Source organism: Sunxiuqinia rutila (genome assembly GCF_050589705.1).
GTDB lineage: Bacteria > Bacteroidota > Bacteroidia > Bacteroidales > Prolixibacteraceae > Sunxiuqinia > Sunxiuqinia rutila.
In genome coordinates, this window is the sequence record NZ_JBNGOT010000006.1 from 326,192 (window position 1) to 339,374 (window position 13,183).

The 13,183-nt window shown below is 45.7% G+C and carries 8 protein-coding genes; 5 read left to right on the plus strand and 3 right to left on the minus strand.

The genetic code is table 11. From position 1 onward, the window contains the following. Positions 1–22: 22 nt before the first annotated feature. Both ACRD6K_RS10030 and ACRD6K_RS10035 read right to left on the minus strand, forming a co-directional pair. Complete coding sequence (locus ACRD6K_RS10030) at positions 23–2,653, minus strand: glycosyl hydrolase (RefSeq protein WP_430973142.1); 2,631 nt, start codon at positions 2,651–2,653, stop codon at positions 23–25. A gap of 136 nt (positions 2,654–2,789) precedes the next feature. Beyond that, positions 2,790–3,761: an NAD(P)-dependent alcohol dehydrogenase gene (locus tag ACRD6K_RS10035; protein WP_430973143.1), complete on the minus strand. Its 972-nt coding sequence runs from the start codon at positions 3,759–3,761 to the stop codon at positions 2,790–2,792. Between the two features lie 235 nt (positions 3,762–3,996). Between ACRD6K_RS10035 and ACRD6K_RS10040 the strand changes: the two genes are divergently transcribed. From ACRD6K_RS10040 to ACRD6K_RS10060, 5 genes are all read left to right on the plus strand, one after another. Beyond that, a complete protein-coding gene (locus ACRD6K_RS10040; RefSeq protein ID WP_299578385.1) occupies positions 3,997–4,269 on the plus strand; it encodes a DUF493 family protein in 273 nt (90 codons plus the stop codon). Between the two features lie 517 nt (positions 4,270–4,786). Further along, positions 4,787–6,040 (plus strand): methionine adenosyltransferase, encoded by a 1,254-nt coding sequence (gene metK, locus ACRD6K_RS10045; protein ID WP_430973144.1) that lies wholly within the window; start codon positions 4,787–4,789, stop codon positions 6,038–6,040. 104 nt (positions 6,041–6,144) lie between these two features. Continuing rightward, positions 6,145–7,806, plus strand: coding sequence for an IS1182 family transposase (locus ACRD6K_RS10050; RefSeq protein WP_430973145.1), 1,662 nt, complete (start codon positions 6,145–6,147; stop codon positions 7,804–7,806). A 565-nt stretch (positions 7,807–8,371) separates the two neighbouring features. Beyond that, positions 8,372–8,668 carry a hypothetical protein gene (locus tag ACRD6K_RS10055; protein WP_430973146.1) on the plus strand — a complete coding sequence of 99 codons (297 nt, stop codon included), beginning with the start codon at positions 8,372–8,374 and terminating at the stop codon, positions 8,666–8,668. A 112-nt stretch (positions 8,669–8,780) separates the two neighbouring features. Further along, a complete protein-coding gene (locus ACRD6K_RS10060; RefSeq protein WP_430973147.1) occupies positions 8,781–9,773 on the plus strand; it encodes an SIR2 family protein in 993 nt (330 codons plus the stop codon). Between the two features lie 895 nt (positions 9,774–10,668). On the opposite strand, the gene ACRD6K_RS10065 is transcribed toward ACRD6K_RS10060, so the two are convergent. Next, a complete protein-coding gene (locus ACRD6K_RS10065; RefSeq protein ID WP_430973148.1) occupies positions 10,669–13,128 on the minus strand; it encodes a TonB-dependent receptor in 2,460 nt (819 codons plus the stop codon). Positions 13,129–13,183 lie beyond the last annotated feature (55 nt).

Consider the following 13,183-nt stretch of genomic DNA (forward strand, 5'->3'; position numbering starts at 1 on the left):
TTTTGAGCCTGGAGAATGGCTCCTAAAACGCTATTAAGAACACAGGACCTAATAAACCGGCATCCTTAATTTCCCAGGAAGAAGCGTCAAAGGGCTGGTAGTTGATGTTTACAAAATTGATGTCATGAAACTTACGCCAGACAATTCCCCGCTGATCCAGGTCACGGATGCGGTTTGCAGCCACGTTGGTCACTTCAACCTGCAGGGTATTTTTCCCGGGCACCAGGTTATCTACTTTCACCTTGTACACGGGGCCCAGCAAAGTTCCAAAGTCTTTGCCATTAAGGATTACCCGGGCACAATCTTTCACAAGTCCCAAGTCTAGCAAAGCCTCTTTTTCGGTTTGGTCGCGGTTAAATTGGGTGGTGTAGCGCACTGTTCCGGCAAAACGACGGGTTTCCATGTCGCCCATCTTAGTCCACGACAGCAGCTCGTCGGTTTGCAGGTTGCCGGGGAATACGGGGCCGCCCTCAATGAACTCAACTTTCCAGAGCGAACCAGCTTTATGGGGCATTTGGTCGGAATTTTCGTAGCGATAATCCGGTGCCTTTGCCTTGTTCCTGGAGCAGAGGATAAACAATGCCTGTTCTGATTCGAGTTGAATCCGGACCGAATCTCCTTTTTGTCCGGCGAGGGTAATTTCGCCGTTCATCGGATTCATAAAAACATAGGATTGGGCAGAAGCATTCAAGCTAAGCCAGGCGTCTTTCTGATCGGTTGTGGAATTGACAATCCAATACAAATCATCATGGCCCAGCTTCATTTTGCGATAATGAAATCCGTTTTCGGTCAGCGAAACTTCTCCCCGAATCCCGGAACCTGCAAGTAGTTCCAGTACTTTCCCAGTCGTTTTTTCGGGCGAAAGGGCTGACTGAAGTTTCATCAGTTGCTGTTCCCGCTCGTGAAGGTTGGCCAGGCCGGGAACGCTTTTCGGCAAGCTTTCATCAAAAAATACCTTTGCACCACTTGCCACCAACTGCACCAGTTGCTGCATGGTTGCCAAAGGCATATAAGCCGTTTTGGGAACTACCACGGCCTTATACCGGGCTTTTCCTTCCGTAGCGATTTCACCCTCCTGAATCCGGCAGTTTAGCAATTGCTTGTCGGAGATGTAGTCGAAACTGTATCCGGCCTTGGTCAGTTTTTCGGAAAGCCCGGCCAGTGGAAAGTCGCTAAACCAGGAGGCCTGATCACCTTTATCAATGTTCAGGTTGTTGAAAAGCCGTCCTTCGCTGGCTGCCACGTCAAAATAAGGCCAATACACCAGCAGATCGTTTTGCGGACTGGCTTGCTGAAGCAGGCTCTGAGAACGTTCGATGTATTGAAACAAGGCAGGTAGTTCACGCCACAAGGGGTTGCGGTTGTTCACCTGGGTAGAGGCATAGAATAACCATCCGGGCCATGGGGCATCAGCGGGCGAATAGCAGGTGCCATGAAAAAACAGGTGATTTACGCCTGCCAGAAAAAGTCGGTTGCTTGCCCGCACCATGTCTGAAGTATTTACTGTCCAGTGCTCATTAAGCCAAGTGAAGCTTTCTGCTGAAACCAGCTTTTGACCGGTAACATGGGCGGCTGAAGACGCAAATTTATTGACAAAAATACGGACCGTACCTGGCTCAATTGTTTTGAAAATCTCTGTTTCGGGAATGTCGCAGGCAGCATACAAATCTAGGATGTTTCCGGGCGAACCGTGTGCCTGGTTGCGGTTCATACTTTGATGGCTGTTGGCCCAGGCAGTCATGGGCTGGATAAAGGACTCCAGCACCAAGTCGGACAGCGTTTGCCGGTAATCTGATTTGACACGGGCAACCAGCTCTTTGTCGGGATAGTCGTCGGTCAGCACGTGCAGGTATTGTGCGAGGTTGTAACCTCTTCGTTTGCGGAATTCCTCGGTGAAATGGGGGGTAAAGTCACCGGTATATTCAAACGAATCGTGAAAAAAGCAACGAAGCAATCCTTCGTCAATCCCCAGTTTGTTCCAGAATTCATTGAAATACCAGTTCGAAATTGTTTGGTCAAAAGTATCAATTGCCCAACCTTCACCTCCTTGCGCGGGCCGTTTTACCTTGTCATTGTTTTTCTGGCGTAGTGCCAGGTAAACGGTGCCGTTTTGAGGTGCGGTAAATTGCCCGGTAGTATTCAGTACCCTTGTTTCTCCTTTGGAATTGACAAAAGAAGCGGCAGCCACCCGGCCGGATGACTTGTTTGGTGCTTGCCACTTTTCACCTTCACGCAGTTCCGTTTGCTGTATTTCCAACGACCACAAGCCTTTTTCTTCCGGAACAAACGGACCTCCGCAGCGCCAGCCACTTCCGGGAGGAAGGTCCACACCCATTCCCAAACCGTGGGCTTGGTTGACGGTGTAGCGAATCAGGTCTGAAAATTCGGGCGAAAGGAATTCAATAAACCGGTGTTCTTCGCCTTGCACCCCGTAGATGGGGGTTATTTCAACCCCGCCAATTCCTGCACGGGCCAATTCCTGCAACTCGCGTGTGATGTTTTCCTGGTCAACCGCGTTGCCCATCCACCACCAGCGTGTCCATGGTTTTGATTCGCGGGTTGGTGTGGGCCAGGAGACTTGCTGAGCTGAGCCGGAAGTGACAAGACATAGGAAAACCAGTGTTTGCAGAAACCGTGAAAGAAGAGTGTGCATCGTGTTGGATTAAATATTTGGCACAGTAAGTTTACAAAGTTTTTGTGAAGGATGAATTCCTGAAGAGCTTTTATTTCTTCCACACAATTGGGGACGAAAGCAAGTATAGCAGCGGGGAGGCTTGCCGGGCTTGGGGCTAAACAACAATGGCCACATTGCCTTTTTTATGTCCCTGGTCGACATAGGTGTGCGCCTGAGCAATTTGCTCCAGCGCGTAAGTCCGGTCAATGACTGGTTTTACTTGGCCGGTTTCCAGCAGTTCTTTCAGCAGAAGCAGGTCTTTGGCTCTTTCTTTTGGAGGGCGCAAGCCTGTGGCGGCAATCTTCACTTTTTGTTTTCCAACGAGCGAAGTCCATAGCACGTTTGGAAGAACGCCCAGACCAATAGCCACTTCCAGAAAGGTACCGTTCGGACTCAGTACTTTCTTAACTTGAGGAAAGCGGATTTTTCCCACCGCATCCAGTATGATATCGTAAGTTTGCCCGTTTTGCGTAAAATCTTCTGCAGAATAGTCAATGGCCTTGTCTGCTCCAAGCGATTTAACCAACTCAATATTGGTGCTGCTGCAAACAGCTGTTACTTCTGCGCCGAAGTACTTGGCCAACTGAACGGCCGAAGAACCAACACTTCCGGAAGCTCCGTAAATCAGCACGCGTTGGCCTGGTTTGATTTTGCCGGTATCGCGGAGAAAGGGTAGAGCCGTTAAAAAGCCATCCACGCTGGCAGCGGCTTCTTCCGGACTAATCCCGGCCGGCTTTGGGGCCAGAACCCCTTCCTCGGGGAGGCAAATGTATTCGGCATTGGCTCCAAATTCGGGTCCTGCTGTTCCAAATACCAGATCGCCCTTTTTAAAGCGTTGAACCTCTTGCCCTACGGCTTCAATTTTTCCCGCCAGCTCTTCTCCCAGCCGGTTGATTTTGGGTTTCACAAGTCCGGTGAACAGCCGGGTCATGAGTGGTTTGCCTTGGCGGAAGTAGCATTCGGTGGTTGTTACGGTAGTGGCCTGTATTTTTACGAGCACCTCATGGGCTTTCGGGCTTGGCTTTTCTACCTCTACCAGTTCCAGCACTTCCGGTCCCCCGTATCTTTTATAAGCTATGGCTTTCATTTTTTCCATTTTTTAGATTTTCTTTGGCGAATTTCCCGGAGCCTGGATTTCACCAGTCAGTTTGTCGTTAAGTTTGTTGCATATTAGTAGCTAACGTTTTCGGCAATAAAAGGTTGCCGCGAGATGTGATTCGTCCTGGCAGCTTATGTTGAAGCCAGAGATTGGCAGCTATTCAGGTTTGAAGGGACAAACAAAAAGCGCAGCAGATGCGTTGCACCTTAGGAAGGAGATTATTATGGAGCGAGATAAATATAAAAATTTGCGGTATCGGTTGATGGAGAGCGAAACCTGGCCGTTGGAATACATGTTTAAGTTCATTACCCCAAACAAAGATGGCAATGTGGAGCAAATTAAGGCCTTGTTGCCTGAACATGGCAAAATTTCCTACAAACATACTTCCAACCTTGCGCATGTGGCCATTACCTGCGTGGCGACCATGCAAAATGCGGATGAGATTGTAGAGGTAACTGAGAAGGTTGGGCAAATTGAAGGCGTGATCGTCCTGTAAATTACCATTTAAATTTCGTGTGAAGATGCATGGTATTTTTCTGATTTTGAGGTTGTCGTGAGTTTAGATCCAGTGTCTGGCAAGGATACCGTGGATCAACCCAAGTATGTCGGGAAAATCTTTTAAAATGCGACGATTGATAATTCGAAGCAGTGGTTTTTGTGGATTAACTTTCCCGAGAAATGAGTTTGCTGAGGGAATAACTTTTGCTTGAAATTTTTAGGCGAACCGGTTACTCCCTGAATAATATGCTTTTTCTTTCGTTTTAGGCCATCAACTACTTCGCTTAACTTTTTGCTGATGCTCTGATTCTGATTGTTTTGTATCCCAAAAAAAGATTGTACATTTGTGCCATCATTGTGGAAAGATTTGAGATTGATTGCAACCACACTAAAAAAATGCTAAAGCAATCGGCTTTACCTTTTGGATTTCCATTCAATCTCCTTTTTTACCGCTGATTTTAGACTGACGCAATGAGTTTGTGTCAGGCAAAGTTGTTCATTTAATACACTTCGATATGAGTTATTTATTTACAAGCGAATCAGTATCCGAGGGGCATCCGGATAAAGTTTCTGATCAGATTTCAGATGCCTTGCTGGATGAGTTTCTGGCTTTTGACCCCAACTCTAAAGTGGCGATTGAAACTCTGGTAACAACCGGACAGGTGGTATTGGCCGGCGAGGTAAAATCGAAAACTTACGTAGATGTGCAGGAAGCTGCCCGTAAGGTGATTAACGAGATTGGCTACACCAAAGCCGCTTACCGCTTCGATGGGGACTCTTGCGGCGTATTGACGGCGATTCATGAACAAAGTCCCGACATCAACCGTGGGGTGGATAAAACCGATAAAATGGATCAGGGCGCCGGCGACCAAGGAATGATGTTTGGTTATGCCAGCAAGGAAACCGATGACTACATGCCGCTTCCTCTTGAATTATCGCACCGTATTTTGATGGAACTGGCGGTTGTTCGTCGCGAAGGAAAGGAAATGACCTACTTGCGTCCGGATTCCAAGTCGCAGGTAACCATTGAATACAACGACGATCATAGCCCGAAACGTGTTGATACCATTGTGGTTTCAACGCAGCACGATGAGTTTGATGCCGATGAGCCCATGTTGGCAAAAATCAAGGAAGATGTCATTACGATTTTAATGCCACGGGTGATTGCTCAACTTCCTGAGCGTGTGAAAGCCTTGTTTGGCAGCGATATTATCTACCATGTAAACCCAACCGGAAAGTTTGTGATTGGCGGACCTCATGGCGATACCGGCTTGACTGGCCGTAAAATTATTGTGGACACCTATGGTGGAAAAGGAGCTCATGGTGGTGGTGCTTTCTCCGGGAAAGACCCTTCCAAAGTAGACCGTTCGGCGGCTTATGCAGCCCGTCACATTGCCAAAAACCTGGTGGCCGCTGGCGTGACCGATGAGGTGTTGGTTCAGCTGGCTTACGCAATTGGTGTGGCTCAGCCGGTAGGTTTGTTTATCGATACCTATGGAAAAGCCAACGTGAAGCTGGATGACGGACAAATTGCCAAAAAGGTACAGGAGATTTTCGACCTGCGTCCGGCAGCCATTGAAGAGCGCCTGAAGCTTCGTAACCCGATTTACCGCGAAACAGCGGCCTACGGACACATGGGACGTACGCCTGCTGTGGTTACCAAAACCTTTGATTCCCCTTATTTTGGCAAGGTTGAGAAGAAAGTGGAACTGTTTACCTGGGAAAAACTCGACTATGTCGATACCATCAAAGCAGCCTTTGATCTATAGGTCGAACAGCATACAATAAAAAAATAAAGAGGCTGTCCAAAAAGTAAAATTGGACAGCCTTTGTTTTTGTTGTCCCTTTAAGATTTGGTATCTTGAAGGTCTCAATGACAAACAGATCAAACGTACGATTTAAAGCGGTTACTTCCCAACAATCAGTGTTGTTTCCAAGTAACCTGAGCGATAAAATAGCGGCTAATCACCCTGTTCGTCTTGTCAACCAGATTGTTGATCAATTGGACATCGACGATATTTTATCGACCTATAAAGGAGGAGGCACCAGTTCCTATCATCCGCGAATAATGATCAAGATTCTGTTTTACAGCTATCTGAACAATGTTTATTCCTGTCGAAAGATCGAGCGTCAGCTACAGGAAAACATTCATTACATGTGGCTTTCGGGGCAGGCAACGCCAAATTTTAGAACGATCAACAACTTCCGAAGCCAAAAACTTAAAAGTAAAATCCAGCAGTTATTTGCCGGCATGGTCCGGCTAATGAACGAAATGGGCTTTGTGAGTTTGGATGTTCAGTATATTGACGGAACCAAAATTGAGGCAGCCTCCAACCGCTACAGCTTTGTTTGGCGCGGCTCGGTTGAGAAATACAAAGCCAAGCTGGAAACCAAAATCAACAGCGTTCTAAAAAGTATTGAATCGGTGATGAATGATGAACAGTCTCAGGCAGAAGATGATCACCTTCCGGAGGCAATTGATTCTAAGCTGCTTGAAGAGAAAATACGCTTACTGAACGCCAACCGACTGGAACTAACCAGGAAGCAGCAAAAACAAATAAAAAACCTGGAACAAGACGCCTTGCCCCGAATGAAAAAATACGAACAGCAGCTGGATATTTTGGGCGAGCGCAACAGCTTTTCAAAAACCGATACCGATGCCACCTTCATGCGCATGAAAGAAGATCACATGAAAAACGGTCAGCTAAAGCCGGCTTGCAATGTGCAAATCAGTACCGAAAACCAGTTCATTACGGGCTTTTCACTCCACCGTCGGGCAGGTGATACGGCAACACTGATCCCGCACATGGAGCAGTTTCAGAAGCTCTATGGCAAACAGTCCTCCACTATTGTTGCTGACTCCGGTTATGGCAGCGAACAAAATTACCAGCATCTGGAAGATCAAAATATCGATGCTTTTATCAAGTACAATTACTTTCATGCCCAGCAAAAACACAACTATAAAAACAATCCCTTCCTCCCTGCCCACTTATTCTACAACAGCGAAAAGGACTTCTACGTTTGCCCGATGGGACAGCATTTAACCTTTCAGGGCGAAGGAAGGCGAAAAACAGAACTGGGATTTATGTATCGTGTGAGTATCTATCAGGCTCATAATTGCAAGGGCTGTCCGCTTCGGGGAAAATGCCATAAAGCCAAGGGAGAGCGGACTATTGAAGTCAATTATAACCTAAACAGGTTGCGCCAAATTGCCAGGGATAAGCTGACAAGTGAGTCCGGAATTTATCACCGGAGCATGCGCCCTATTGAGCCTGAGGCCGTATTCGGACAACTAAAATGGAACAACAAATTTAACCGCTTTTCGTTCCGGGGATTACCCAAAGTGGAGATCGAAATGGGATTAATGGCTATCGGCCACAACTTACGCAAGTTAGTTGCCCGGATTTTGGTCTCTAAACCCAATAAATCTGCTTTCTACGTCCTTGTTTTCGAATTTGAACCCCAAATTGATGGAAGGAAATTGCTCCTCCAACCAACTGGCAATAATTTTGGAAATTTGATGACTGCCGCATAGAAAAAGAGACCGTCCTTTTGGGACAGCCTCTTTATTGTAGTCGATTGCGCTCCTATGGGAGCAGGTTCATTACTAGGATAACCATTATTTCGACAGTTATGCGAACTGTTAAATTTTCGGCTACCTGCTGAAAAAGATGTTTCAGCTTTTGTTTTAGTCGGTTTTTTGCCCGACTTTTACCACTAGAAACGCTTGGCGATCCAGGTGGTTTTTCGTTACATTTTAACATAGAAAAAGTATTAGAACCAGTGATAGATTGAGCCCTCTCGCTGGTTTTTGCTTTAGTAAAATTGGGGAAAAAGGGATGTCCCTGCAATGCTTGTTGATAACTTAAACGAACTAGTTATCAACTAAAAAGTGTTAATGAGCATTAAGTCAACTCCTTAGTAATTTGATAAGTGTCCGAAAGTTTCCCAGTTGTTAGAGTTAAATGTCAGGCCATTAAATAATTATCTTCTCCAAAGACCTTCAATTCATCATCCTGCTTAAGTTTGCAATAGAGGAGGTTTTTTTATTCAAAAATTACTTCTACCTTGTTGGTTATTGTTAAAACAAACTCAGCTAAATGGCACAATTTGACCTGAAACACTACCTGCTATGGGGATATGAAACTGAAATCGAAGATCAGGACTATTTGGATCTAAGAAACTCTCTGACAGCCTTTCAAAAATCAAACAATCAAAAGAGTGAAAAAGAATTAACAGAGGCTATTGTGAAAGATTATCCGCAATTAAAGGTACTCCACGATGCTTATTTAAGAAATCGATTGAATAAGATTACCTCTGCTGTAGGAACCATAAAAACAATTGTAGTGGTTTACTTTATTTGTTCATTGCTTGCAGCATTGCTTTTTTTCGTGTAGTAACTTAAAAAGCAGCCCAGGTTCGACTAAACCTGGGCTTAAAATGAATTAATTCATTTTAAGAAGCAAGTCAGAGAAATAAACCGACTCATAAACCCTCCAACTACTAATCATGCCCAAGACTGTATTTATTCTCGGAGCTGGTGCAAGCGCTCCATATAAATTCCCTTCAGGAGTAACTCTTGTTGACTTAATCATCGATGAGCTCGAAAAAATCTTTACAAGAACACAGCGACAAAAATCTCTTCTCGGTCGACTACTTGAGAAGGAAGGTCAGTTGGATTTGAATTTGATAAGTAGCTTTAAATCATGCCTATTTGAATCTCAGGCTTACTCTATCGATGCCTTTTTGTCAAGAAGGCGAGAATTCCGAGAGATTGGAAAGCAGTTGATCGCTTCAATTTTGTTAGAGTATGAAAAACATTGTTTGGACAATCGTTACCTTTTTAGACCTGAAAAGCCTGAGGAACACTGGTACCGATATTTTTTTAATGAAATAAAAGATCAGTTGGACTATGATTTTCGTATTTATACGTTCAATTACGAGAGATCGTTGGAGTATTTTCTTGTTCAGACATTTCGAAATTACTTAAACCTAACAGATGAGCAGATTTGGGAGAGGTTGAAGAGAATGAATATTACGCATCTTCACGGTTCTTTAAAAGGGATTGAAACATTGAATGATTTGAAAAATTTTGACTTTGGAAATACATCCAAAATTACCGAATATTCACACCTTGAAATTTTGAGCGATCGGATTGAAGTTATTTATGAGGTTGCTGAATCGAAGTTTGATGAGCTTCGTGAAGACATGAAAAAGGCTAAAAATATTGTTTTTATTGGTTTTGGTTTCGACCGAACCAACATGCAAAACATGAGGCTAAGTGAGATGAATTTCGAAGAAGGCACAACTAACATTTATGCAACAACTTATCGCATGAGCCATAACGAAGTCCAGCATCGTTTTTTTAAGTATATTAATATGTATTCCAAGCAGACGGGTTATTCGATACCCAATCAAAAAGAAGACATTATTAAAGCGTCAAATGAAACGGCGGCTGAGTTTCTAAAAAATACATTGCCTCACGATGCTTATAGCAAGTAAGCTTATCCCTTTCCTTCCATTCACCCCGCTTTTTGGGGTTTGTGCTAATGTAATACAAAGCAGCTGGATCGGATTTGCAATCCGATCCCTTATAATCCAGGATTTGTAATCCTGTTAACCCAACAGTCCTTCTCATACAAATTCAATTTTGACCAACCCTTCCTCACCTGCCTAATCCCTTGCTGAACTGTACAAATAATCTTCCGGCCTCGCCACAATTCTTCCGGGCGCGTAAACAAATCAATCCACTCTACAACCGTTAATGTCAGGTAGTAAGTATATCCCGGTGATATTTTATTGCGGATTCCCATGAATGGATGAAAGTACAATTTTTGGGGTTTATATGGGTTGCAAATCCATTGTTAAAAAGAACTGGATTGCAAATCCAGTCCAGCCAATGAGAGCTTCCGATATATCCTGAAGGCACGGATTGAAAAACCGCGCCCGAGAGGGCTGTAGTTACCGTGTCTAACTACTGGTAGTTATTACTCCCTGTTGCTGGTAGTTACTACTCCTTATTATTGGTAGTTACCGTGTCTTGTTGCTGGTAGTTAGTACTCCTTATGGTTGGTAGTTACCGTGTCTTGTTATCGGTAGTTACTACTCCCTGTTGCTGGTAGTTACTGGTACTTGTTTTGGCTTTGGCAAAATAGAAAGGGCGGTAGCCACTTGAAGCTACCAACCCTTTTCTAAAACGAAGCTCCGCTGGCGCAAATTTGTAAAGCGTGCCGTGATGTAATTCTCCTCAGCTGTTCCGGGTTGGCAGTTCTGATCTTGTAGCCTTAATTATGCAATGCCGCTGTTTATGGTCGTTACAAACGCCCCACAGCTTACCCCTCGTTTGAGCAATTGCGGAAACGAGGGGTAGGTGGGCAGGCTTTCATTGAAACAACTGCTAAAACTCTTTTTCGCCAAACTCACTTTTGGGGAGTTTGCTGTTGATGTTTTTCTTGTTCAGGTTGAAGCTGAGGTTCACCAAAATCATATCTGTTTCATAGATGTAATTGGTGGTGGTATAGAAGTCTTTGCCCCAGGTAGTGATGCGCTGCCGGTTGCTCTCATGCATGCCCAGGTCAATGTTTTGCCATTGCACACTGGCGGTGATCCGATTGTTGAATAAACTCTTCTTCAGGCTGAGGTTGGGGCTTAAAAAACGGGAATCTTCGCCTTGTGCTGTTGGACGCACCGAAAGGTAATTCACATTGGCATCCAGGCTCCAGGTGGGAGCCAGCGTAAAGTTGGTGTTTGCATTGATGGAATACACCCAGTCGTCTTTCGGATCAATCCGAACCGGCTCGCCCAGAATGACCAGGTCACCTTCGTATTTCTGTTTGTAAACTGTGGTTCCCAGGTAAAAATTCCACCAACTGACGGGCTGCACATTTACACCCAGTTCAAGGCCCAAGGCGGTTGCTTTTTCAACATTGGTATACACCCGGTTCAGGATGGTGTCGGCATATACGCTGTTAACCCGTTGCACCGGATCTTTGCTTGAGCGGTAGTAGGCTGTGGTAAACAGGGAGCCTTTGTCAAAGGTTTTAATCAGCCCCAGTTCGAAGGAATTGATCAGCTCCGGACGCAGGTCAGGATCACCAATTTCCAGGGTTTCGGAGTGCTCACGCTCCGGAATTGGGTTGAGTTGGTTGTTGGACGATCGCTGAATCCGACGGCTGTAAGCTGCTTTCACTTTCCAGTCGTTATCTAATGCATAAAGCGCACTGACCGAGGGAAACAGGTTGGACAATTTCAGCTTGTGTGGGTTGGGATCGGTCGATAAAACAACGGTACGGCTTGAATACTCGTAACGCAAGCCCGCCGAATATTCCAAGCGGTCTCTTTGTGCCGAATACTGGACGTAGGCCGAATTGATCCGGTTTTTTGAAACGGCTGTTCCGCTAAATTGATCCAGGCCGGGTTGGTTCGGATCAAAGGGAGTCACCAGGTAGTCGAATACCCCATCTTGGCGGTCGTTGCGAAACTGGTACCCGGTTTCCAGCATGCCACTGGCCACGGGCAGGCGGTAGTCGGCTTTCAGGCGGTAGCCTTTAATGGGTTTCTCGTACGGATTTTGGACGTATTGCAACACCTCGCCTCCCGGTCTGCTCAGGTTGTAGTTGTGGGTGTTGCCATACAAATCATCGTATTCATACAGGCCCGAAAGCGTCAGGTCGGATTGATTGGCAAAGGTATGGGTGTAATCCAGGTTCCCCAGGGTAAACGTTCCTTGCTTGATCTGCTTGTTGGGGTTGTAGTAGTTGAAATGGTAGATGAAGTTATCCTGCAAATCGGTTTGCGAGTTCTTGTAAAAGATGTTGGCATCGCGTTCCTGGTAGCGTTTGCCGCTGTACACGCCCAATGAGATCACATTGTTCTCGTCGGCAGCATAGCTGACAGATGCCCGCCCCATGTAGTTGTAGCGGTAAAAACTGCGTTCTCCGGCACTCGGAAAATGATTGATGGTGCCATTCTCCGTATTGGTAATCCGGACATAGCCATCGCGAAAGCCGGCCAGGTCATCGCGGGCGTAATTTCCGCTTAGGGTGATGTCCCACTTATCCTTTTGGTAGCTGAAACTGGCATCGGCCGCATAACGAACAGGTTGATCTTCGTTACCAAAAGTGGTGGTGCTGGGCAGGCCTCCTTTAAGGTTGACGCTAAAGCCGGTATGGTCGCTGCTTCCTTTTTTGGTGGTGATGTTGATGATTCCACCCTTGCCATCCGGATCGTATTTGGCTGACGGAGAGGTGATCAGTTCGACATTTTCGATGGTGTTGGCCGGCAGTTGACTTAACATGCTTTGCGGATCAGCCAATACCGGCTTGCCATTAACCAAGAGCAGAAAGCCGGAGGAGCCGCGCATGGAAATTTCACCCAACCCATTGACCGAAACGGAGGGCATATTTTTGAGTACATCGATGGCCGAACCGCCTTGAGCAGACTCAAACTGGTCGGCTTTATACAATTGCTTATCGAGCTTGTTAAATGCTTGTATTTTGGTTCCGGTTACCGCAATCTCGTCAACCAGCACCTGTGAAGGAGTCAGGGCAATATCGCCCAGCGCTACCGGTTTGTCGGCACTTATCCGGAATACTTCGGATGCTTGTTTCTCATAGCCCATAAACTGAATCTGCACAAAGTAGCTTCCGGCTTTAATTTTAGTGAAAGCGAACTTGCCCGATACATCGGTGATTCCGCCAGCTACCAGCTCCTGGTTTTCGGATTGATACAAGGCCACACTGGCATATTCCATGGGTTCTTTGGCCTCGTAATCAATAACCCTTCCGGTAACATTGGAAGCGGTTGTATTTGCTGCCAGCAGCAAGCAAATAAAAAAGAGAACATTTCGTAAAATCATAATGGATTGTAATTGAGTTAGCAATGAAGGAGGAGCAAGGTTCAACAGAACATCA

Bases quoted from the DNA above. Each gene is read 5' to 3' on its own strand.
- ACRD6K_RS10030 (WP_430973142.1), bottom strand. From the start codon at position 2,653: ATGCACACTCTTCTTTCACGGTTTCTGCAAACACTGGTTTTCCTATGT.
- ACRD6K_RS10035 (WP_430973143.1), bottom strand. From the start codon at position 3,761: ATGAAAGCCATAGCTTATAAAAGATACGGGGGACCGGAAGTGCTGGAA.
- ACRD6K_RS10040 (WP_299578385.1), top strand. From the start codon at position 3,997: ATGGAGCGAGATAAATATAAAAATTTGCGGTATCGGTTGATGGAGAGC.
- metK (WP_430973144.1), top strand. From the start codon at position 4,787: ATGAGTTATTTATTTACAAGCGAATCAGTATCCGAGGGGCATCCGGAT.
- ACRD6K_RS10050 (WP_430973145.1), top strand. From the start codon at position 6,145: ATGACAAACAGATCAAACGTACGATTTAAAGCGGTTACTTCCCAACAA.
- ACRD6K_RS10055 (WP_430973146.1), top strand. From the start codon at position 8,372: ATGGCACAATTTGACCTGAAACACTACCTGCTATGGGGATATGAAACT.
- ACRD6K_RS10060 (WP_430973147.1), top strand. From the start codon at position 8,781: ATGCCCAAGACTGTATTTATTCTCGGAGCTGGTGCAAGCGCTCCATAT.
- ACRD6K_RS10065 (WP_430973148.1), bottom strand. From the start codon at position 13,128: ATGATTTTACGAAATGTTCTCTTTTTTATTTGCTTGCTGCTGGCAGCA.